The organism is Bacilliculturomica massiliensis (assembly GCF_900605495.1).
In the GTDB taxonomy this organism is placed as follows: Bacteria; Bacillota; Clostridia; order Peptostreptococcales; family Anaerovoracaceae; genus Bacilliculturomica; species Bacilliculturomica massiliensis.
Genome location: NZ_LR027600.1, coordinates 219007 through 240920, shown reverse-complemented (window position 1 = coordinate 240920; position 21914 = coordinate 219007). Strand labels below are relative to the sequence as shown.

Annotated in this window: 19 protein-coding genes; 2 read left to right on the top strand and 17 right to left on the bottom strand. The window is 48.6% G+C overall.

Annotation, left to right across the window (positions count from 1 at the left end):
• Window positions 1-530: 530 nt before the first annotated feature.
• The 13 genes from E0E37_RS04730 to E0E37_RS04665 all read right to left on the bottom strand — a co-directional run bounded on the left by E0E37_RS04730 (window position 531) and on the right by E0E37_RS04665 (window position 14083).
• Window positions 531-1256 (bottom strand): M48 family metallopeptidase, encoded by a 726-nt coding sequence (locus E0E37_RS04730; protein ID WP_130861832.1) that lies wholly within the window; start codon window positions 1254-1256, stop codon window positions 531-533.
• Window positions 1257-1261: 5 nt separating this feature from the next.
• Window positions 1262-4351: a type I restriction endonuclease subunit R gene (locus tag E0E37_RS04725; protein WP_130861831.1), complete on the bottom strand. Its 3090-nt coding sequence runs from the start codon at window positions 4349-4351 to the stop codon at window positions 1262-1264.
• Window positions 4352-4415: 64 nt separating this feature from the next.
• Window positions 4416-5078, bottom strand: a complete 663-nt coding sequence (locus E0E37_RS04720; protein ID WP_130861830.1) for a DUF4145 domain-containing protein — start codon at window positions 5076-5078, stop codon at window positions 4416-4418.
• The gene (locus tag E0E37_RS04715; RefSeq protein ID WP_130861829.1) at window positions 5075-6340 is read right to left on the bottom strand and encodes a restriction endonuclease subunit S; all 1266 of its coding nucleotides are present in this window, start codon (window positions 6338-6340) and stop codon (window positions 5075-5077) included. The genes E0E37_RS04720 and E0E37_RS04715 overlap by 4 nt, the downstream gene beginning before the upstream one ends.
• Complete coding sequence (locus E0E37_RS04710) at window positions 6337-7272, bottom strand: S-4TM family putative pore-forming effector (protein WP_246019633.1); 936 nt, start codon at window positions 7270-7272, stop codon at window positions 6337-6339. The genes E0E37_RS04715 and E0E37_RS04710 overlap by 4 nt, the downstream gene beginning before the upstream one ends.
• Window positions 7235-8233 (bottom strand): SMODS domain-containing nucleotidyltransferase, encoded by a 999-nt coding sequence (locus E0E37_RS04705; protein WP_130861827.1) that lies wholly within the window; start codon window positions 8231-8233, stop codon window positions 7235-7237. The genes E0E37_RS04710 and E0E37_RS04705 overlap by 38 nt, the downstream gene beginning before the upstream one ends.
• Window positions 8234-8246: 13 nt before the next feature.
• Entirely contained in the window at window positions 8247-9782 is a 1536-nt protein-coding gene (locus tag E0E37_RS04700) for a type I restriction-modification system subunit M (protein WP_130861826.1), read from the bottom strand.
• Window positions 9779-10363, bottom strand: coding sequence for a restriction endonuclease subunit S (locus E0E37_RS04695; RefSeq protein ID WP_130861825.1), 585 nt, complete (start codon window positions 10361-10363; stop codon window positions 9779-9781). Before E0E37_RS04695 ends, E0E37_RS04700 begins: the two co-directional genes overlap by 4 nt.
• Window positions 10364-10509: 146 nt before the next feature.
• Entirely contained in the window at window positions 10510-10755 is a 246-nt protein-coding gene (locus tag E0E37_RS04690) for a DUF6061 family protein (protein WP_130861824.1), read from the bottom strand.
• 543 nt (window positions 10756-11298) lie between these two features.
• A complete protein-coding gene (locus tag E0E37_RS04680; RefSeq protein WP_130861823.1) occupies window positions 11299-12486 on the bottom strand; it encodes an AAA family ATPase in 1188 nt (395 codons plus the stop codon).
• Window positions 12476-12811 (bottom strand): plasmid mobilization protein, encoded by a 336-nt coding sequence (locus E0E37_RS04675; protein WP_130861822.1) that lies wholly within the window; start codon window positions 12809-12811, stop codon window positions 12476-12478. The genes E0E37_RS04680 and E0E37_RS04675 overlap by 11 nt, the downstream gene beginning before the upstream one ends.
• Window positions 12812-12813: 2 nt before the next feature.
• On the bottom strand, window positions 12814-13722 hold the full coding sequence (locus tag E0E37_RS04670) for a tyrosine-type recombinase/integrase (protein ID WP_456298045.1): 909 nt from the start codon (window positions 13720-13722) through the stop codon (window positions 12814-12816).
• Between the two features lie 163 nt (window positions 13723-13885).
• Window positions 13886-14083 (bottom strand): helix-turn-helix domain-containing protein, encoded by a 198-nt coding sequence (locus E0E37_RS04665; RefSeq protein ID WP_130861821.1) that lies wholly within the window; start codon window positions 14081-14083, stop codon window positions 13886-13888.
• Between the two features lie 304 nt (window positions 14084-14387).
• On the opposite strand from E0E37_RS04665, the gene E0E37_RS04660 reads away from it, so the two are divergent.
• On the top strand, window positions 14388-14876 hold the full coding sequence (locus E0E37_RS04660) for a helix-turn-helix domain-containing protein (RefSeq protein WP_130861820.1): 489 nt from the start codon (window positions 14388-14390) through the stop codon (window positions 14874-14876).
• A gap of 197 nt (window positions 14877-15073) precedes the next feature.
• Here E0E37_RS04660 and guaA read toward each other — a convergent pair whose 3' ends face one another.
• From guaA to E0E37_RS04640, 4 genes are all read right to left on the bottom strand, one after another.
• Window positions 15074-16642 (bottom strand): glutamine-hydrolyzing GMP synthase, encoded by a 1569-nt coding sequence (gene guaA, locus E0E37_RS04655; RefSeq protein WP_130861819.1) that lies wholly within the window; start codon window positions 16640-16642, stop codon window positions 15074-15076.
• Window positions 16643-16790: 148 nt separating this feature from the next.
• Window positions 16791-18299: an IMP dehydrogenase gene (locus tag E0E37_RS04650; RefSeq protein WP_130861818.1), complete on the bottom strand. Its 1509-nt coding sequence runs from the start codon at window positions 18297-18299 to the stop codon at window positions 16791-16793.
• Window positions 18300-18356: 57 nt separating this feature from the next.
• The gene (locus E0E37_RS04645) at window positions 18357-19145 is read right to left on the bottom strand and encodes a M15 family metallopeptidase (RefSeq protein WP_130861817.1); all 789 of its coding nucleotides are present in this window, start codon (window positions 19143-19145) and stop codon (window positions 18357-18359) included.
• A 121-nt stretch (window positions 19146-19266) separates the two neighbouring features.
• Window positions 19267-20181 (bottom strand): DMT family transporter, encoded by a 915-nt coding sequence (locus tag E0E37_RS04640; RefSeq protein ID WP_165445207.1) that lies wholly within the window; start codon window positions 20179-20181, stop codon window positions 19267-19269.
• A 684-nt stretch (window positions 20182-20865) separates the two neighbouring features.
• Here E0E37_RS04640 and E0E37_RS04635 point away from each other — a divergent pair.
• Window positions 20866-21726: an epoxyqueuosine reductase gene (locus tag E0E37_RS04635; protein WP_130861815.1), complete on the top strand. Its 861-nt coding sequence runs from the start codon at window positions 20866-20868 to the stop codon at window positions 21724-21726.
• Window positions 21727-21914: the final 188 nt, after the last annotated feature.

The window sequence follows — 21914 nt, the reverse complement described above, 5'->3', positions numbered from 1 at the left end:
CTTCCGTCAGTACGGGGTTTACTGTTAATATGGTGTTTTGTGAGCCTTTAGAAATTACTTTTTGCCCACAAATCACTTGATACAGCGAATAACGCTGTTCAAGAATAGTCTTATCAACGAGGTTTTGAGATCCCGAAAAACGTTGGTATTATTGCGTTTTTCGGCTTTTTCAATTTATTCCCACTCGCTCCTGTTAGATGTTTTCTAAACGGATTTGCTTATGGAATTTATCTCATAGTATTGGTATTCTTTTCATTATTCAGATAGTAGAGGCTATCTGATTTTTTGTTGCCATGGTGTTGCCAGTAAATTGACAATGATTTGCACCTTACAAACCGATTATATCATACAATAAATTCTTCATCAAACCACACAACTAGTCTAGAACAATCCGATCTACTGACATGTCCGCGGACTTAACCTGAACACAGATTTTGTGACTTCCAAAACCAAGTGTACCAACATATCTACGCCCTTATCCGGTCCGGGGTGACATAACCTCATCGGCATTATTTTTTTCTCCCTAGTGCTCATAGCCAAAATGTTGCACTACGATCTAAAACTGTCTTACGTTCCTTCCAATCAGGCATTAGCATGGCCAAGAAACTATAAAAGTGCTTTGAATGATTTGGGTGGATAAAATGACAGAACTCATGCATTACGACATATTCAATACAGTTTCGAGGGGCTTCAAGTAAACGCTTGTTCAGTGTGATAACCCCTTTTTTTTCCAAGCAAGATCCCCACCGTGTCTCCATGTCACGAATCCGTAATGTCGGCATAGGTACTCCATATTTTTGGAATACTGGATAGATTTCTGAAATAATCTCTCCAAAAACAGTTCGACATTGCTCATCCAGGTAACGGCTTACCATCTTTTGCTTTTTCCTAAAATCCTCCGTGTCTTTCACACGAAGATGAAGATATATCCCGTCAGAGGAAATGGAGTCTCGCACATTTTTCTCCACTTTCAGGCGGACGCCTCGGCCCAACAGATAAAAAGTCTCTCCGCTGACATATTGCTTAGGTTGAGGGGCATACTGTGCCATCTCACGAAACTTTCTTTGCGCTGAGCGGATATAGGCCCCTTTGCTCACTACAAAATCGTCAACTTTTTCAGTAGGGACATCTGAATTAGCCGAAACATAAACCTTACAATCCTTATGAACCCGCAAATTCAGATTTTTCACCGGCTTCTGTTCCAGAAGATAGTGAATCTCGTTATTTTCGTATAAGACAGTTCTTTCCTGTACCATTGCTGTCAAAACCTCCGAAGCGCCACTGTTTTGACATTTTCAATGATTTTATCGATGGTGTCAAAAGACAGTTTTAATCCTCGCTTTTTCTCGTAGTCATAAAAAAGATCATCAATATCCTGCGAGATTCGGTCGTGGATTGTTTTGTTGTTGGTCCAGTCTACCTGACTGTGGTTGGCCACAATTTTTGTAATCTCTTCCGCAATCTCTGCAACAAAATCAGGAGAAACTTCCTCTTCTTTTGCTTCGTCAAACACCGCAGAAAGAACACCGTAAAATGCCTGGGCATGAACATTATTCTTGATGGATTCCGGATAGGTTACGCTACTCTTTCCAGCGTGATAATCTTCCATGATGGTACGCATCTTTGCTAGATATTCGGCATCCGATATCACCTTTTCCTTGTACTGATCCAATGCATCCTTAATCCGCTTGGAGAAACTGTCATAATAGGCAGGATTCTCTTGATACTTTTCGCTGATGCTACGGGTTAATTTGCTGGTAATAGCATCTGCCTTCGCTCGAAGAGATCCCAATTCCTCCAATTCCCGCTCAAAGTCATCCTTGTTCAGAATATCGATGGGGTTGGTAATTTGTTTTAGACCAGCTACTGAGAGGTGTGTATCCAGAAGATTTTGCATCAGCGGTTCATATTCCCGGTTATCAATGGCATCGCAATAACGGATTTTCACGCTGCGGCGTACCTTGGAGAAAAAGATAAATGTGTTTTGGTACTGCTTCAATTCATCTTTCGGAACGGCTGCATATGCCTGTTCCGCATTCAGCACCATATTCAATGCTTTACCAAAAGCACAGAGAAGATTATAAAAGTTCTCTCGCTTCTTATTATCAGCAAGAAACACTTCCACTTCTTCGGCGTCGCGTGGATTTTTCAAGTCTGCAAATAGTTCCGTCAACCGGGTATAGGCTTCACGGAGGCAAGACACAGACGACATGACATCTACCACGACTCCCTTCAGGTCTCCGCCGTCAAAGTTCTCCAGCCCGGCGCCGCTGTACAGATCCATAGCAGTATCCAGTTTTTCAATCAGTCCACGGTAGTCCACAATCAAGCCGTAGTCCTTGCCTTCATACAAACGGTTGGTGCGAGCAATAGCCTGGAGCAGTCCGTGTTCTTTCAACTCTTTATCGATGTAGAGTACCTGGCAGATGGGAGCATCAAAACCGGTAAGCAGCTTACTGCACACGATAAGAATATCGATGTCCCCTGCGCAGAACTGGTTCTTCATTGCCTCTTCATAGGCATCTGCGTCACCGTAGCGGTTCATCATTTTATTCCAGTAGGCAATGACCTTATCGTCGGCACCCTCGTCTATATCGTCTACACTTTCCCGCAGATCAGGTGGTGAAATCACCACGGCACAGTTCAAATCCCCAAATTGCTCAAAACACTCCAGATACCGAATCGCATCCCGCTTGTAGTTAGTAGCCAGCATAGCCTTAAAACCGGTATCTTTGTATCCATCAATAAAGTGCTCATTGATATCCAGAGCGATCCGCTTGATACGGGCATCGGTGGAGGTCAGGCGGCGAATACTGCTCCATTTTCGGGAAAGGTCATCTCGCTGCGCTTCCGTGAGCCGTTTGGTAGTCTGTTTAAACCAGAGGTCGATATTTGCCTCGTCCACATTCTGTTCCACAAAGCGGCCTTCGTAAATGAGCGGCACAATGGCTCCGTCATCCACACCGTCTTTGATAGTATATTTGTGGATCAGCTTTCCGAACTTCGCCATAGTGTTCTTCTCTTTTTTCATCAAAGGCGTTCCGGTAAATCCAATATAGCAGGCATTGGGAAACACCGCCCTCATTTTAGTGGCCAGCAGGCCATAGTTGGAACGATGGCTCTCATCCACCAGCAGAAACACATCCTGCGAATAATTCTTGTGCTCCATTTTTTCAGCGGTGTTAAACTTATTGATGACGGTAGTGACTACATCCGCCTTGCCGCTATTCAGCAGTTCTACCAGATTCCGTCCACTAGTGGCCCGAGCCGGATTGAGACGGGTGTGTGCAAAGGTGACTGCAATCTGACGATCCAATTCCTTACGATCAGTAACAACGACCACTTTCGGATTGCAGTCGGACAGTTCTATCAAGATATACTTTGCCAACATAACCATGGTCAGGCTCTTGCCGCTGCCCTGGGTATGCCAGATAACGCCGCTTTGTCGGTTTCCCTTTTCATCCTGCTGTTGAATGGCCTTGATAATCTCTTTGATGGCGAAATACTGCTGATATCGGCAGATTTTCTTTACATTGGCGTCAAAGAGCACAAAGTACCGGATCAGTTCCATGACCCGTTCTTTGCTGAACAGAGAAATCAAATTCCGATCCTGCTCCGTTGGGGTGCGGTCGATCACATGCTGGGCAAGTGCATCTTCCAGAAAAGCGGCGTCCTGTTCTTTCCACACATTCCAGAATTTTTTAGGTGTACCGGTGGTGGCATACTTCACAGCGTTTTTATTGGTCGCCATCACAATCTGGGCAAACTTGTAGAGCTGAGGAATGTATTCCTTTTGTTGGTTGCGGATGTTCTGCTCCACAGCCTGCTCTACACTGACTTGCGGGGCTTTACACTCGATGACGGCGAAGGGAATACCGTTGATAAACAGCACGATATCCGGCCGGGCATTGTGAAGCTTGTCCCGGCTGTCTGCTGCAAACTCCTCGGTAACATGGAACAGGTTGTTCTCCGGGTGCTCCCAGTCAATGTATTTCAGATTGAAACTGAGGGTTTTACCCTCTCCTACAGTCTCTGGATAGCTTTTGCCCAGCAACAGGGCATTATAGATTTTTTCACTGGAGCGGACCAGGCCATCAGTTAACGGCTCGTCCAGATCTTCCATAGCCCGCTCAATGTTTGCGGCGGAGAACTCGTTTTCCGCACCGGCGAAGGCGTAGCGGTTGAGTCTCCGCAGTTGCCCCCGAAGAATATCTTTCAGCAGCACATGGTACCGGCTGCCTCTCTGCACCTCGCAGTCCTCTGGGGAAATGTAGGTATAGCCCATGGACCGCAGCAGATCAATGGCCGGCTGCTGGCTGATATTCTTCTCTAAGTACAGGGATTTGTCCATGGTTGCCTCCTTTCGGAAATATCAGTAAAAGCAGTGATGGCGGGGCGGGAAATCCCGCCTCGCTTCATGCTTTTATTCCATACTTTTCTTCAATGCCTTTCAAAAAAAGTTCTTGTTGTTTCGGCTTAACAAAAATATAGTCAAACACTTCTTCTAACATATCAAGCATGACTGCCGATTCGCCTGCCTCTACTTCCACAATCTCGTTGCTGTTGGTACTCTTTTTCGGATGCGCGCCAAAATTAGCAACTCTGCGCATAACTTGGAGCATAGTGACAAGTTTAGTGGGAATATTGCTCCCACTCTCTAATTCCTTTATCTCATCTTCCAGGTTTCTCTTGTGAATATGTAATTCTTCGTGCAAAAGCATTTGCAATAAGTATCGGCTAAGAGTCGCACTGGCACGGGGGCTGATGGTATTGACTTCCTCACTCTCATAGAATAGTTGAGCATATTTAAGGGGAATGGATGGATCAAGTTTTCTACTTGCTGTATAATGTGGGTAGATAATATGTTCTTCGTCAATCTGATCAATCCAATATCCATCTTCTCTATATCCACCTCGAAGGCCATGCTGAAATTGAATAACCAATTCTGCACATTCCGGACAGAATCCATATTGGATAGAGTAGCCATCCTGTTCATAAGTGTCTTCCCAGTGGACAGCAGGGAAAGATGTTTCTTCCCATTGAATGTGCACTGTGGTAGCGCAGTGTGGACATTTCATACTTTCACCCTCACAATGCCCGTCAGCAACATCTGCATCAGGGCTTTTTTCTTTTGTTTTTCCTGTTCGATGTCTTGCCGGAGTAGGTCAATTTCACGGTCAGCAGCAGAAAGAACTTCGACAATGGCCGCTTGTTCCTCTATCTCAGGAATTTGAACAACTATTGATTGCACAATGCCCTTGTTCAGATTGGGTTGCGAACTTGCCTGTCTAAAACTTTTGAAATACCCTTTGGAGTTACTTAACAAATAATAGAGAAATTCATTATTCAGCTTCGAATCTGGTTCAATACCCAAAATAGCTTGACTGCTACAGCATTCTGCTTCCGCAATAGAGCATACCCCTATAGATGCATACATTGCAAATAAAATCGTCCCTTTGGGAAACAGCCTAGCCGAGCAATTAAGAATCCCTGCCTCCGTCAGTCCTCGTTCGCTAGAGCAAATATATTTTCCTGCAGAAGTCATATCTTTTATAGAAATCCAAATATAATCGTTTCCATAATATTTCTCATTTTTAGTATCCGGAGTGCCTCCGCTACACATGGATGCGCATTTTCCTAATATTTCTTTTTTCCATGTACCGCTAAACCCCAACAGGCGCTTTTTGCCAGTCAACAGCTGCTGCATGAGATACTTTTTCTGCCGCTGCTTTTCCGCAAGGCGTTTTTCTTTCAGTTCAATTACTTTGTCCTGGGTGGTGAGGATAGCGGCAATTTTTTGTTGTTCTTCAATAGGAGGCATGGCTAATTGACGCCTCATCCAATCTTGTGTTTTAAAAAGTAGTTTTTCGATATGCACACCATCACTCATTAGGTGAAAAAGCCTTGTATAATGTGGTAGCTGCATCATAAGATTAAACATTTCAATATTTGTGCCTTGGTTTGGAACAAATACATTATATTCATTGGATACTACTGCACCATCTAAAGATTCTGGAACAACTCCGCAAGCTCCATGGGCAATCTGTCTTTTGGAAATAAGAAAGTCACCTTGTCGAACCCTAAAATAGTTCTTCACAAGAATATCTTTTCCGAGATACTCTCCACGCAGGTCAACCCCTCCAAATCCACGACGGACAGTTACCAAACGGTATCTCTTATCATCTTCAAGAGTGCCAGGACGCTCTGCCAGTGCAACCCACTGTTTCATTTTCTGAGTGTGCCAATCGGTTGGGAAGATACCATCTTTTGTTTTTTGATATCCCTCTGGAACATTTCCTTGCCGGATCTGCTCGATTATATCTCTCGTTCTTAATATCATCTCTGCTCACCATTCTCTTGGTTCAAATTAACAATAGTTTCTGCAATACTGTCTTCTTGCTTCTGATGCTTTCCCTTTCTCATTTTATAAAACCAATCTGGAATAAGAAAACCCCCTTCTCGTCTTTCTCGAATCTTATATTGCAAATCAATCAATTCTTGTTTAACAGATACAACATTATCTCCTGATAGCTTATTTTCAATTTGATCGCAAAAACTATTAATTTTTCGCAAAATTGAAATGCTCTCGAAGACATCTTTACAGACGGAATATGTATATTCTGCAAGTGGTGTTAACCACGATAAAATACATATCAGCTTTATAAAGTCAGGATTAACGATGAACATAGTTATAATCATAGCAACGACTGCAACCAGCAAAATGCCAAGCTGAAGACAGATATAAGATTTATGCAAACCATAGTCCCATCTTACATTTTCTCTTTGACAATGAAAAATCTGAGCTTCACCTGGCAAAGAGGAGTAATCACTATACCAGTTTTTCATATCAGAGGTATCTTCACCTGAAAATTCACTTATCGTCTCTGCAAGGTCGGTCTTATTCGGTAATTCGCCCCACTCAGACTCAGTTCCTCCTATAGCCAAAGCAAAAAGCGTCACATCAATATACTGTTGTATGGAAGCCGCGTGTTTTTTATGAGAGGAAATATGTCCATCTGAGTATTTGTTAAACACAACCAATCCTACGGCAAATAAACTGGATATGGCAGATAGTGTATCACAATCTACAATAGACGCAACGATAGAACAGATCGTGAATATAAGAGTCGCCATCGACTTTATCCGACTGGCTCTTTTTGCATGAGAATACTCGTTTCTTTGAGCTAACTGGCATTTGAGTAAAAATTCTTCATTCTGACAAACAAAAATACTATTATCCGTATGTCGGGAAGTCGCTTCCAAAAATTTCACCCCACTTTTTAATAGCCTCTTTATGGTTACCAGCCTGTTCTTGTTGCCAAGCTTCACATGCCTTATTGTAATCAGTCAATGCCTTTTGCTGAAGGCGCAATTTATCGTCTATGCTAAGATTGTTGATATCACCTTGAATTCCTTTCATGTCATACACTGGACTCAAAATATGTTCTGCTATATAACTCAACGCATTTTTAAAACGGAGATCTATCCACTGACTTAGTTCTGCTTGAGAATCCGCAAAATTTATAATCATGGTTTCGAGAAGATATGACGGCAGTGTTTTGGCACTCTTTACTTTATTCCATTTTTTGCAAAGGCGAATTAACTCCAACACACGTCCATCTTTACTTTGGTTTGTGCTTGTAACATGCCCTTTGTCTTTATCGGGTGCAGTCTTTTTCCAATTCCCATTTCCGTTTGGAATTAAATAGTATGATCTACCATCGCTTTCTTCTACCGTATGGAAACAAGGTACAATATCAAAAGCCCATTCCTTTGATTTGAGATTTAAAATAATCGCTTCGCCGTTTCTACGAATCTCAGAACGCGAATATTCTCTCACTGATTCTAACTTTTTCTTAAATTTATTAGATACCTGGGTACTGTTAAGTGTTCCATCTTCGCGTGTGCAATCTTTCTGTGCTGCATTGGTGGTACTTGCAGTTATTCTGACTTCGTCCCATGGATCATCGGAATAATATGTTGCACCGTTAGCAGCAATACCAATCATCAAATCCACATCATCAAGATCACGGCATTTAGTCTTTCTAGCAAATGAGCCAAAATGCACATTAAAACTATCACATAAATCAAAAAAGCCGTCCTTGTTATCAAATTCGGCGATATTATCAAGCAGGTTGTCTCGACTCGTTCTTGCTTCGGATACAACATCAGGGTCAAGATTGACAATATCCCTCATAAATTCAGCAAATGCATTATTAACGGTTGTAGCCAACTCTCCTACCTCCTTAGATTCCAAGTTCATCCAAGTATTTTTTCATTTGTGCTTGTACTTGAGCCAATTCCGCCTCGATATCAGCAATGTTTCGCTGCACTTCATCGATGTCCACCAGTTCTTCTTCCTCAAAGGTATCCACATACCGAGGGATATTCAGGTTGAAATCGTTCTCCTTGATCTCATCGAAAGAGGCCACATAGCTGTATTTATCCTCATTCTGTCGCGCTTGATAGGAGTTGACAATGCGTTCAATATCGCTGTCCCGCAGGATATTTTGATTCTTACTCTTTTCAAAGTTCCCGTCCCCAGAGGCATCGATAAACAGCACATCCCGGAAGGTTCGGTTCTTCTTGAATACCAGGATACAGGCAGGGATACCGGTGCCGTAGAACAGGTTGGCAGGAAGACCAATGACTGCATCCAGTAGATTCATCTCCACCAACTGACGGCGGATTTTTCCCTCGCCGGCTCCACGGAATAGAACACCATGGGGCAGCACAACCGCCATGCGGCCATTTTCTGCATCCAGGCTGGAAAGCATGTGCAGCACAAAGGCGTAGTCACCTTTGGAAGTAGGAGGAACACCCCAATTAAAACGGCGATAAGGGTCCAGTTCAGCGGACATTTTCTTTTTGCCTTTGCTGTCTGCTCCGGCCTCCGAGAGGAATCCGCTGTCCCACTTGTCCAGACTAAAGGGAGGATTTGCCACTACAACCTGGAACTTCATCAAATTATCATCCTCAACATTCTGAGGATTCGAGAGGGTATCGCCCTGCCAGATTCGGGCATCATCTACACCGTGCAGGAACATATTCATAGTGCAGAGAGCCCAGGTCTGTGCATTGAGTTCCTGGCCATAGATAGCCACCTTGCCACTGGGTACCTTCTTGTACGCTTTCAGCAGCAGACCGCCACTGCCGCAGGTGGGATCGTAGATTCGGTCGTTCTCCTTGGGCTGTACCAGAGAGGCTACCAGCTCAGAAACCTGGCTTGGCGTGAAGAACTCACCTCCCTTCTTTCCGGCATCAGAGGCGAACATGGCAATCATGTACTCGTAGGCATCTCCGATGATATCGGCAGAGCCCAGCTGACTGGGACGCAGATCCAGACCGTTGAAATCCTCCAGCAAGTTGTGCAGGGTAGCGTTCTTCTCTTTGGGTTCACCAAAGTCTACCTGAGAGTTGAAGTCGATGGCCCGGAATACATTGCGTAGCTTTCCACTGTTATGTTCTTCGATATGATTCAGTGCTACATTGATTTTCTGACCGATTTCAGCATCGTTCCGCTTGGCATAGAGATAATCGAATGTGGACTGCTCGTCCATTGAAAATCTCTCACGGCTCATAGCCCGTTCCACGCGACGCATATCGCCGTCATACTGTTTGATGTACTCCTCGCGCCTCTCTTTGGAGACATCGCTGAGGTACTTTACGAACAACATGGAGAGGATATAGTCTTTATAGCGGGAACTGTCGATCTTGCCGCGGAAACTATCACAGGCGTTCCACAGGACCTGGTCAATATCTTTTCTTGTTGTCATCTTCATTTCCCTTTCTTTGCTCTTTTGTACGCCTGATTCAGTACACCAGCATAATACTTTTCTTTTTCATCTGCCAACATCCTAAGTAATTGACGTTCTCTTTTGGCCAGCAGATTAAACTGGGAGATTTTATGCTGATCCTCCACAGAAAGAAGGGGCAATTCAAAGTCAGCTAAAAATCTTGCGTTAACTGCGCCAAGCATATTGCTGGTTGCATTCTCGTAAATTTTTCGTTTTATCTTTTCGGTATTCAGCAACCAAAAAAGATACTCTGGCAACAGGCTCTTATCTTCAACTCGAATCACTACAAAGTTTGATGAAACCACCATTCCAGATGTGGTTTCATCAATCAGAACTGCTGTATAGGGAGCTGTAAGGCGGACAATGATATCTCCGCTTTGTGAGAGGTATTCTGCTTTCAGCGGTTCTTTTGCTTCATAGATATCGGACTCATTTAATTGAATTATCCCTTCCTGCTGAATACACCGTAGATTAATCAAGGGATATCTATACTCACTTGGCTCTTTGGCCTGTTTTCTCGACAAGACCAGGCCGCTGCGAACACTCGCAAGGTCCCGCAATTTCATCCCTTCACTCCTTTTGTCATGACCGATAAATAACAGACATATTCTAAAAAAATTTCGCTTTTGAACTATCCCCATTATAAGCTAACCAGTCGAATTTGTCAATAATAAAATTGTCACGGTTGAAAAATAACTCTTATCTAGTGCGATTAACTTTTATCGCTCATATAACTAACACTTTTTAGGTAGTTGGTGATGTCGACGTTCAAAATCAGCTCGGCGTAGGCCAGCGGATCATTATAGATCAGCCAGTCCAATTCTGACCGCTGGTACATGCTGTTTGCCACCTCATTTTCCACTGCGATGCAGTCAATGGAGAGCAGCGTCCCGTCATCCAGACGCAGTTCCACGCAGGCGGTGTCCAGGTTAAACTCACAGGACAAAATCTTTCTCATACTCGTTACCTCCCAATTCTTAAATTTCAGTTGATTTTCCGCAGCGGTACAAGAGCCGTTTCGGCCTTTTTAGATACGGGCAAACAATGCGTGTGGCTATCCACACACTCACATTTCCAGCCGTCTGCTTGTTGAGGGCAGCGCCCCCAAGCCCCCTTTGAACACAGAATTTCATTCTGTGGCTGCGCGTTCTGCGAACGCTTTGAAAGGGTACGCCAAAGCGCCGTCTCCTTTAAGATGCCATGGAACAAATCGTTCCACCCTTACGCCTGATGGCTACCGTGAAACACAGTAGCCATCGCTAGATGCGTGGGCAAAATGTTTTCCCATCCTTCGCTTTTACTTCGCATCCTGTGCCCCGGTCTCAAGTCATGAGGACTACTCCTTAATATTTACATGGTACGCCCTAAAATAGGGCTCACCTGAAAAGATGGGGTGGCAAAACACCACCTCACATTTTCTTTCCCGCAACGGCAGCGACGGTCGCAACGGTGCTGGGAGTACCCCTCAAAACACCGTCGCGACCGTTGCAAGCGTCGCGCTTTACTTGATTACTTCAACCATAGGTGCTTCTATCACCATGTAGGTCAGCCGGATACGCCGTCCGGTGTGCTTGGTTTTGTTCTCGTATTTTACCTGATGTTCTTCCAGCAAGCGGCTGGCATTCACATTCAGATGTTTGGTGAGCCGGTTTACCGCCATATCCGTTTGAATCGCCTGGGCCAGCTCGGTGGGACTGCCTTCCCACTCGCGGTTCTCGTCAGATACGATCTTCGCTACCGCTTCCAGCACCGGGTCCGGAGGTTGCTTCCAAAGCTCATTCTCTGCATGGTCGAGGAGCCATACCAAACGCTCCTGGTCTTTACTTAGATACAGCCGCTGATCCGGCTGATCCCGTCCACTGATTTCCAGTGTAGCCTTTCCGTCGGTTCGTTTTTCTTTCTGCATGATGAGCGCTCCATCTGCACAGCCCGACAGTCCAATGGTACCGGAAATCTTCTCAAAGCTATCTCCCGCAGGCTGCTTTCTGGTGTGGTGGACGATCAGGATGCAAACTCCATGCCGGTCTGCAAATTGTTTCAGTTTTCCAATCACCTCATAATCGCTGGAATAGCTGTAACTGTCGCTTACCATCTCCCGGACTTTTTGAAGTGTGTCCACGATAATGAGCTTGGTGTCACTGTGTTCCCGGACAAACTTTTCAAGTTGTTCATCCAGACCGCTGCCGATCATCTTGGCACTGGTAGCAAAGTGGAGGGAGCTTGTCCCCTCCACACCGAACATACGGAACATCCTGTGCTGCAAACGGCTTTCGTCATCTTCAAGTGCAAGGTAAAGTACCGTCCCCTGATGAACCTTGTAGCCCCACAAATCCTGCCCGGTACTGACATGGTTGGCGATCTGCGCCACCAGGAAGGACTTTCCGATTTTGGGTGCTCCGGCAAGGATATATGCTCCGGTATAGAGCAGGTTTTCAATCACTGCGGACTTTACCTCAAACACATTGTCCATCAGCTCATCTAGGGTTACAGTGTGCAGGTAAGCTGGGTCGCTCATGCGCTGTATCCTGCGATACATTTCCTCTAGGCTTTCCTGAGGATTTACAACTTCATCATTGATTTCTTCCTTGGAAGTGGTTATACTAATGTCAGAAATTTTAGAGATTGACTGTCCATCGTCTGCGCCAACAGATGAGTCCTGGGCAGTCATTTTCTTTTTTTCATCGATCATAGGCAATATCCTCCTGCATTCCTTTCATAATGTTTGTGATCATCTGAATGGTGTCCAACAGTTCCTCATTTACGCCTTGCCCGGCTTCAATACGGTGCAGCTCGTTCAGCACAGCAGCCAGCTGATCTCGCAGTGCCTTATAGACTCTTGGATTGCCCTGCACCACCACATCCCGACAGAGCAGCCGACGGATGATATAATCCTGTTTGGTCAGTCCTGTGAGCTTGACTGCTGTTTCAATCTGGGCATCCTCCTCCGGGGAGACCCGAAAGGCCACAGTCTTGTTCCTCCAACGGCTGTGCTTATCCAAATTCTTTGCTGACATTCTTAATTGCCCCTTTCCATATTCAATTTATCTGCCATTTCCGTTTGTTTGGCCGGAAACAGGTGTGTATAATTGTAGGTGATGTCGATACTTTCATGGCCCACCCGGTCTGCGATGGCTGTGACAGAGAACCCCATGTCGATGAGAAGCGAAACTGCGCTGTGACGAATATCATGGATTCTGATGCGCGGGACTCCGGCCTCTTTGGAGCCACGATCCATTTCCCGGTGGAGATAACTCTTGGTGACGGTGAACATTCGGTCATTCGCTCCAATGCCGTAGAGCATTTTGAGGTAATCCTGGATTTCTTCGGCCAGAAACTGCGGTATGGTGATAACCCGATTACTCTTTTCGGTTTTTGGAGTGGTAATCAAATCCTGCCCGTTTAGCCGCTGATAGGATTTGTTGATAGTGACAGTGCGCTTCTCAAAGTCAAAATCTGCCGGGGTCAGAGCCAGCAGTTCCCCCTCCCGGATGCCACACCAGTAGAGCATCTCAAAGGCATAGAAGGACAGCGGCTTGTCCATCATCACCTCCGCAAATTTCAAGTACTGCTCCTTGGTCCAGAACATCATCTCTCGGTTTTTCTTTTTCCCCATACTGCCAGCCTTTTTGCAAGGGTTATCCCGGAGATTGTAATATCGCACTGCGTGGTTGAAGATGGCGCTGAGCTGATTGTGAACCGTCTTAAGGTACACAGGTGAATAGGATTGCCCCTTTTCATCCTTGTGGTTCAGCATCTCGTTCTGCCAGGTGATGATCTGTTGGGCGGTGATATTGCACATCTTCAGCTTGCCGAAGTAGGGGAGCAGCTTTGTGCGGATAATATGCTCCTTTGTGGCCCAAGTGTTTTCCTTGAGCCGGGTCTTCATATCCGCTGTGTAAAGTTCCACAAAGCTTTTGAAGTTCATATCCAGATCAGCGCTGGTTTTATGAACCTGTTCACGCTCCCAGGCCTGCGCCTCTCGCTTGGTCTTGAAGCCCTCTTTTGGGTCTGTTTCCGCTCACCATTCCAATCGGTATAGCGATAAACTGTCCGCCAGGTGCCGGTTTTTTCTTCCTTGTAAACTGCCATTATGACTCCTCCTTTGCTGTTTTGGTATAGCAATACTTCTCCCTGAAGAATTCTCGATTGACACGGCCGGAGATGGTCAGATACCCTTTCTCCTGTAATTCTTCATTAAGCCCATGGATTACCTTGTAGGCGTGGGATTTGGAGATACCCAATTCCTGAGCAACTTCGTCTGCTCGCATAAAACTCTGTTTCTGCATAAATAAAATACCTTCCTTTCCTCGTTGATCGTTTCTGCCTGCTAATTTTGATTTTCATAAAGACCTCCTTACTCTCTACTGCCACTTTTTTCAGATTTTGCACCCAAGAATTTTGAAGAAATTTTCTTCGGGCATCATAGCTAAGCAAATATGCTTTGCTTATTGTCATTATACTAAGCATAATAGCTTGTGTCAATCGGAGTACACAAAATAAATTAAATAAAATTGTTTAGTATTCTCTTGACTTTCCTAAGCATTTCTGCTACGCTTTTTATAAAGACAACCAACGATTGGAGTTGATAATATGGCGATTGGTGAACGAATTCACTTTTTCCGTCTCCTGCGGGGGATGACACAGAAATATCTTGGCATGTCACTGGGCTTCCCGGAGAAGTCTGCTGATGTACGCCTTGCACAGTACGAAACAGGATCAAGAACCCCAAAGGCAGACCTGACAGCGGCTCTGTCTGAGGTGCTGGATGTCTCACCTCATGCACTCTCTGTTCCGGACATAGACTCCTATGTGGGGCTGATGCACACTCTGTTTACCCTGGAGGATAACTACGGGCTCAAGATCAGTGAGCTGGATGGAGAAGTCTGCTTGAAGGTCGATGTTCGCAAGAACAAGGACGCCGCCCGGCTGCACGAAATGCTCTGTTCTTGGCAGCAGGCCGCTGCCATGCTGGAAGCGGGTGAAATCTCTAAAGAGGATTACGACAAATGGCGCTACCACTATCCGGAGTTTGACAAGACCCAGAACTATGTGAAGATGCCGCCCCAGGATCTCGTTTGACCCTCCCACTTGTAGGCCACGGGAGAGGCCGTTTGTTGCACAGGACAATAATAAAAAGAAAAAGAGAGCTAACTGACTAATCAAAATCAGTTAGCTCTCTTTTTATGAATAATGAAAAAATGTTGCCAATTCGTTGCCACGGAGGGCATCAAGCCTTAGAAAACCCAGTCATTCCGGGCTTTTTCAGACCTCTGAGATCATTCCCACTCAATAGTTGAAGGCGGCTTCGATGTAATGTCGTACACGATGCGGTTGACCCCCTTCACCTCGTTGACGATGCGGTTGGAGATCACCTCCAGCACATCGTAGGGAATGCGGGCCCAGTCGGAGGTCATGCCGTCCACGCTGGTGACGGCGCGGATGCCCACGGTGTAATCGTAGGTCCGGAAATCTCCCATGACGCCCACGCTGCGGATGTTGGGCAGGACGGTAAAATACTGCCAGATGGATTCCTGCAGTCCGGCTTTGGCGATCTCTTCACGGAGGATCCAGTCGGATTCGCGGATGATGGAGAGCTTTTCCTCCGTCACCTCGCCCAGACAGCGGATAGCCAGTCCGGGACCGGGGAACGGCTGCCGCCACACCAGCTCGTGGGCGATACCCAGTTCCTCGCCAACGGCTCGCACCTCGTCCTTAAACAGCAGGCGCAGGGGCTCCAGCAGCTGCATTTTCATGTCTTCAGGCAGCCCGCCCACGTTGTGATGGCTCTTGATGACCGCGGCCTCGCCGCTGCCGCTCTCCACCACGTCGGGATAGATGGTCCCCTGGAGCAGAAAATCAAAACCGCCCTCCTGCTCATAGAGCTTTGCAGATTCCTCGTCGAACACGCGGATGAATTCCGCGCCGATGATCTTGCGCTTCTCCTCCGGCTCGGACACGCCCGCCAGCCTGCCGAGGAAACGATCCTGGGCGTTGACGCGCCTGATCTTCATATTAAACTGTCTGCCGTAGACTTCCATGACCTGGTCGCCCTCGTCTTTGCGCAGCAGACCGTGGTCCACAAAGATGCAGGTCAGATTGTCCCCGATGGCACGGTGTGTGAGCACGGCGGCCACGGAGGAATCCACGCCGCCGGACAGAGCGCACAGGACCTTTTTATCCCCCACGATGGCTTTGATCTCTTCCACCTTGCGCTGCGCAAAGTCAGACATTTTCCAGTTCTGCCCGCACTGGCAGACCTTGTACAAAAAGTTCTGCAGAAGGGTCTGACCGAAGGGCGTATGGTGTACCTCCGGATGGAACTGGACTGCGTACAGCTTACGCTCCGGATCTTCCATTGAGGCGGTGGGGCAGTTCTCTGTGTGAGTGGACACATAAAATCCCGCAGGCACCTCCTGGATATAATCCGTGTGGCTCATCCAGCACAGTGATTCGGAGGCGATGCCGTCGAAGAGCAGACTTTCGTGTCCGGACAGCGTATCGGTCTTCGAACCCTTCATGAGCTTGACCCTGCCGTATTCCTTATAGTCCGGGCTCACAACTTTCCCCCCCAGTACGTGAGCCATAAGCTGCGCTCCGTAACAGATGCCCAAAATGGGGATCCCCATCTCAAACAGCTCCTTGGGCAGCTGAGGCGCGTTTTCCAGATACACGCTGTTGGGTCCCCCCGTAAAGATAATGCCCGCCGGTTCGGATTCCTTCACCCGTTCCATGCATTTCGTATAGGATACGATCTCACAGTAAACGTGAGCTTCCCGCACCCTCCGGGCGATCAGCTGATTGTACTGACCTCCGAAATCCACCACTAATATACCCTGATATTCCATCCTTGCCTCCATTCTCTCTGTTCTGTTTCTCCGCCCGCCGTCCTGTCTGCAGCGGCGTTTCCAGCTCTGCTCCCCAGGGCGCTGCCCCTGTAATTGAAAAATTCCGCGGAACGAAGGTCCCGGGAATTTTTCTTTCATTTCAATGCAGTTACCGCACCTGATTGTTGTTCGTATCCTTCAAAATTACGTCGTGAGCTCCGCCTTCCACGATACTCGTAGCGGATACCAGTGTGATCTTGGCGTTTTTCTGAAGATCGGGTATCGAAACGGCGCCGCAGTTGCACATGGTGGAACGCACCTTGGACAGCGATTGATTCACGTTGTCCTTCAGCGCTCCGGCGTAAGGCACGTAGGAATCCACTCCCTCCTCGAAGGAGAGTTTGCCGTCCCCGCCCAGATCGTAGCGCTGCCAGTTTCTTGCCCGGTTGGAGCCCTCGCCCCAATATTCTTTCACATAAGTGCCGTTGATATTCAGCTTGGCCGTAGGGCTTTCATCGAAGCGGGAAAAATACCTGCCCAGCATGAGGAAATCCGCTCCCATGGCCAGAGCCAGCGTCATGTGATAATCGTGTACGATGCCGCCGTCAGAACAGATGGGGATGTACACGCCTGTTTTCTCGAAATACTCGTCCCTGGCCGCCGCCACCTCGATGACCGCCGTGGCCTGTCCGCGTCCGATCCCTTTCTGCTCCCGTGTAATGCAGATGGAACCGCCGCCGATCCCTACTTTAACGAAATCCGCTCCCGCTTCAGCCAGAAACAGGAAACCCTCTTTGTCCACCACATTTCCTGCGCCTACTTTTACGGAATCTCCATATTTGCTGCGGATCCAGTCGATCGTCAGCTTCTGCCACTCGGAAAATCCTTCGGAAGAGTCGATGCAGAGCACGTCCGCTCCCGCCTCGATGAGGGCGGGCACCCGCTCTTCAAAGTCTCTCGTATTGATGCCTGCGCCTACCACGTAGCGCTTGTCTCTGTCCAGCAGCTCCAGCGGATTTGCCTTGTGCGAATCATAGTCTTTGCGGAATACGAAGTGCGTCAGTCTTCCGTTTTTGTCGATGACGGGCAGCGCGTTCAGCTTGTGGTCCCACAGCATGTCGTTGGCCTCGGACAGCGTCACGCCCTCTTCTGCATAGATGAGACTGGAAAGCGGCGTCATGAATTCGCTGACCTTGGTATCCGGATCCATTCTCGAAATACGGTAATCCCTGCTGGTGACCAGACCTACCACCTTGCCCTCCGCCGTGCCGTCATCTGTGACAGCGATGGTGGAATGGCCGCTCTTCTTTTTCAGCTCCAGAATATCCGCCAGCGTCTGATCAGGGCGTATGTTGGAGTCGCTCTTGACGAATCCGGCCTTGTGGCTCTTGACGCGGCCCACCATGGCGGCCTCGCTCTCGATGGATTGTGAACCGTAGATGAACGAAATTCCGCCTTCCTTCGCCAGAGCGATGGCCATGTTTTCGCCGGAGACCGACTGCATGATCGCCGATACCAGCGGTATATTCATAGTGATGGCCGGCTCCTCTCCTTTCCGAAACTTGGTCACAGGTGTCTTCAAGCTCACGTTCTCCGGACGGCAGCTGCGGTCCGAATAGCCCGGAACCAGCAAATATTCGCTGAATGTGCGGGACGGTTCACTGAAAAAATAAGCCATATTTTTTCTCCTCCATTCTTTTTCTTTCTCTCCGATAAATGTGTGATCCGGCGACTCCTATACTTCGCCCAGATATTCTTCCAGGGTAAGACCCTTCTCATATATTTCGTCGGCCGCAGGCTGACCCACATAGCGGATATGCCACGGCTCGAACTGATAACCGGTTATGTCCTCCTTGCCCAGAGGAAAACGGATGATAAACCCGTATTCGTGGGCGTGTTCCGCCAGCCACTTTCCCTCCGCCGTGTCGGCGTAGTCGGTGGTGAGCTGGTAATTCACGCTGGGCGACGATACGTCTGTGCACAGCCCGGTCTGGTGTTCGCTCTGCCCCGGCCTCGCGCTGAATGTATTGGCCTCCGCCTCTCCGTGTTTCTTCACGTAATTATCCCACAGGACTTTCTGAAAACCGTAAGAGCGGTAAGCCGTGGTGGTTACGATGGTATAGCCCTCTTCCTTGGCCGCCTCCACCAGCTTGTGGAACTGCTCCGTGGGCTCCTTGCGCATAAAGCGCGCCGCGGCGTCGCGGTCTTCCGCGTAATACTTGATATCTGTCAGATCATCAGGTTTATAATTCTCATCCAGCGGATGTGTTTTATTTACCAGCAGCAGGAATTCCTCGTTCTGAACAGGCTTGTCCACGTCCCCGCCATCCTCACCGTCCGGATCCTGCGCTCCTGCTACGTTCTGGCCTCCTCCCTGCCCGGAGAGATCTCCCTCCTTAGGATCGGAGAACACAAAATGTCTCAGCGCCCACACCGCTAAAAAAATGACGACCAATCCCACCAGAATTCCCGCCGCCAGCTTCAATTGCCGTTTAAATTTGTCCATTTCTCTGCGAGTAACCATAATCTCTCTGTTTGTCCCCTTTTTACACTCCGGCCCCCGGAGCCGCAAAACAAAGCTGCGGCCCCGTGCCGAGTTATTGATTTATTTTATACCAGAACGGCTTTTGGTTCAAGGAAAAAGTTTATTTTCCCGCGTTTGCCATGCCCGTCTCTTCCCGGCTCTCTCCCTGTGCGGCCGGCGCAGCCTTTTCATTCCAGATGCACCAGGCTACGATCGCCGCGATCACCACCGCCGCGCCTGTCAGCGCAAATATTCCCGGGGCCTCACCGTTGAAGAGAAAGACCCAGACCGGGTTCAGCAGCGGCTCCACCACCCCGATGAGATTGCAGGCCAGAGGCGTGCAGTGTTTCATGGAAAGAGCGAAAAGCACGTAAGGGATCCCCAGCTGAACGATCCCCAGAGCCAGTATGCAGGACACTGTTACCGGCGTAAACTCCGCGCCGGTGAAAAACACGAAGGGCAGGCCGATGACAGCCGCGAAGACCTGGCCCAGAAAAACGCCGCTCATGCGGGTGTCCTCATCCACCTCTCCTACGGCCAGATAGGCCGCCGCAACCATGAGACCCGCCATGATCCCGAAACAATTTCCCACGATGCTGCCCGGCGCCAGCTGATCCAGAAAAAACAGAGAAATACCTCCCAGCGTGATCGCCACCGTGATGATATCTCCCTTTCTGCACTTCTTCTTCAGAAAGACCGCGCCCAGGAGCAGTATGAACACGGGGGACGTGAACTGGAGCACGATGGCGTTTGCCGCCGTCGTCAGCTTGTTTGCGATGACAAAACATAAAAAGACACTTGCCAGAAACAATCCGCTCAGGACTGACTGTCTGTTCAGTCTGAATTTTATTTTATATATCTTAATATATGCCAGGACCACCAGAGCCGCGATCAGACTGCGCATCCCCGTAATGGCAAAAGGATTCCAGGGAATCAGCTTAATAAAGATCCCCCCGGTACTCCAAAAAACTCCGCAGATCACCATCTGTATGATCCCGATTCTCCGTCCGCCGGCTACCGGCTGTATTTCCTCCATCTCTGTCTCGCCGCCTCCATCTCTTTTCGTGCTTTCCTCTTCTGCGCTTTCTTTTTCCCGTCGTCCTGCCCTGCGGCCTCCGAAAAGCCGCATACATGCCGAAATCCGCAGCCGAACGCTTTATCTCCCGCCCCTCCCTGAAAACGGGGCCTTGAACATACTCATTATATCCAAGACGATCAAATGGTGCAATACCAACTGAACTTTATTTATGGTACAATGTTCATACCCCGCGACTGGCGAGCCAAAGGCGAAGACAGAGCGGCGGTATGACAGGTGCCCAGAACACTTAGCGATTGCCAAGCCGAAGGCGAAGGCAGAGCTTAGTGTTTATGGTACAATGTTCATACCCCGCGACTGGCGAGCCGAAGGCGAAGACAGAGCGGCGGTAAGACAGGTGCCCAGAACACTTAGCGATTGCCAAGCCGAAGGCGAAGGCAGAGCTTAATGTTTATGGTACAATGTTCACACCCCGCGACTGGCGAGCCAAAGGCGAAGACAGAGCTCAGTGTTTATGATACAATAAATCTATCCGGATCAGCCGCGCCGCAGTCCTGCGGACCCGGCGCTTCCCGCGAAACGATCCGCACCACACACCATGCGCCGGCAAGAGCCGCGGTCCTCTGCGGACTGCCCCGCCGGCCGCCTGCATATACGACCTGTGAAAACGAAGGAGAGTAAATCATGGACTGGAAAACACAAATTACCCATATGATCTCGGATTATATCAGAGAATATGAGAACAGCGGCACGCCTATGCGTTGGAAAGCGCCGCTGGTGGGCTTCGCCGCCGCCGATTCTCCGGAATTTCCGAAACTGTCCAGAGTGGTCCACCCGGAACACGCCCTCCCCCGGGACATTCTTTCAGACGCTTCCATCGTCGTCTCTTATTTTCTTCCCTATCCGGACGAGATCGTCCGCAGCAATCTGGAGGAGGACCGAAACGTCTCCGTGAACGGCCTCTCTCTCATCGCCGCATCCGCGGAGTGGGCCATGGCCTACCGCGAGACGAACATCCTTTTCGGAAAGCTCAACGATTATCTGAAGGAGGAACTGGAAAAGCTGGATCAGCAGGGAAGGCCCGTCTCCGAATCCGGCCGTTCCCCCGTCAGGGCCGCTCTGCCCTTAAAAGCTGCCTCCATGGACAGCGCTACCGTCACCAGCCGCTGGTCACAGCGCCACGTGGCCCGTATTGCCGGACTGGGCACCTTCGGCATGAACAACATGCTCATCACCGACTCCGGCTGCTGCGGCCGCTACAGCAGCCTTGTCACAGATCTGAAAGCGCCGGCGGATCCCATCCGGCGGGATGAGAGCTGTCTGTATAAACGAAGCATGGCGGCGGACCACAAGCCTTCCTGCGGTCTGTGCATCGGCCGATGTCCCTCCGGCGCCCTGACTGCGGAGGGATTCGACCGCTTTCTCTGCTCCAAGGTCTGCGAGGCCAATCAGGAGATCCACGACCCTGGCGTGACCCTGGGCGCGGACAGCGAGGTCTGCGGCAAGTGTCTCTCCGGGCTTCCGTGTTCCTTTTGCAGACCCTGATCTGCCGGTGGCTGTCTGTCCTGATAGGAGACGACAGGAGACGATCTGACGGCCTGTTCCATGGCCGCTCCCCTGCGGGCGCAGGACGGGACGGGGAGCTGGCAGCGATCCCCCCATCCTGTGAACGGCAATGACGACGATACTATAAATGTAGGAAATCATTTTTTCTATTCTGCTGCCAGCGTGCT

What these genes read in the sequence shown, in the direction of transcription:
- E0E37_RS04730 (WP_130861832.1), bottom strand. Translation starts at nt 1,256, where the DNA reads ATGGTACAGGAAAGAACTGTCTTATACGAAAATAACGAGATTCACTAT.
- E0E37_RS04725 (WP_130861831.1), bottom strand. Translation starts at nt 4,351, where the DNA reads ATGGACAAATCCCTGTACTTAGAGAAGAATATCAGCCAGCAGCCGGCC.
- E0E37_RS04720 (WP_130861830.1), bottom strand. Translation starts at nt 5,078, where the DNA reads ATGAAATGTCCACACTGCGCTACCACAGTGCACATTCAATGGGAAGAA.
- E0E37_RS04715 (WP_130861829.1), bottom strand. Translation starts at nt 6,340, where the DNA reads ATGATATTAAGAACGAGAGATATAATCGAGCAGATCCGGCAAGGAAAT.
- E0E37_RS04700 (WP_130861826.1), bottom strand. Translation starts at nt 9,782, where the DNA reads ATGAAGATGACAACAAGAAAAGATATTGACCAGGTCCTGTGGAACGCC.
- E0E37_RS04695 (WP_130861825.1), bottom strand. Translation starts at nt 10,363, where the DNA reads ATGAAATTGCGGGACCTTGCGAGTGTTCGCAGCGGCCTGGTCTTGTCG.
- E0E37_RS04690 (WP_130861824.1), bottom strand. Translation starts at nt 10,755, where the DNA reads ATGAGAAAGATTTTGTCCTGTGAGTTTAACCTGGACACCGCCTGCGTG.
- E0E37_RS04680 (WP_130861823.1), bottom strand. Translation starts at nt 12,486, where the DNA reads ATGATCGATGAAAAAAAGAAAATGACTGCCCAGGACTCATCTGTTGGC.
- E0E37_RS04675 (WP_130861822.1), bottom strand. Translation starts at nt 12,811, where the DNA reads ATGTCAGCAAAGAATTTGGATAAGCACAGCCGTTGGAGGAACAAGACT.
- E0E37_RS04670 (WP_456298045.1), bottom strand. Translation starts at nt 13,722, where the DNA reads ATGAACTTCAAAAGCTTTGTGGAACTTTACACAGCGGATATGAAGACC.
- E0E37_RS04665 (WP_130861821.1), bottom strand. Translation starts at nt 14,083, where the DNA reads ATGCAGAAACAGAGTTTTATGCGAGCAGACGAAGTTGCTCAGGAATTG.
- E0E37_RS04660 (WP_130861820.1), top strand. Translation starts at nt 14,388, where the DNA reads ATGGCGATTGGTGAACGAATTCACTTTTTCCGTCTCCTGCGGGGGATG.
- guaA (WP_130861819.1), bottom strand. Translation starts at nt 16,642, where the DNA reads ATGGAATATCAGGGTATATTAGTGGTGGATTTCGGAGGTCAGTACAAT.
- E0E37_RS04650 (WP_130861818.1), bottom strand. Translation starts at nt 18,299, where the DNA reads ATGGCTTATTTTTTCAGTGAACCGTCCCGCACATTCAGCGAATATTTG.
- E0E37_RS04645 (WP_130861817.1), bottom strand. Translation starts at nt 19,145, where the DNA reads ATGGTTACTCGCAGAGAAATGGACAAATTTAAACGGCAATTGAAGCTG.
- E0E37_RS04640 (WP_165445207.1), bottom strand. Translation starts at nt 20,181, where the DNA reads ATGGAGGAAATACAGCCGGTAGCCGGCGGACGGAGAATCGGGATCATA.
- E0E37_RS04635 (WP_130861815.1), top strand. Translation starts at nt 20,866, where the DNA reads ATGGACTGGAAAACACAAATTACCCATATGATCTCGGATTATATCAGA.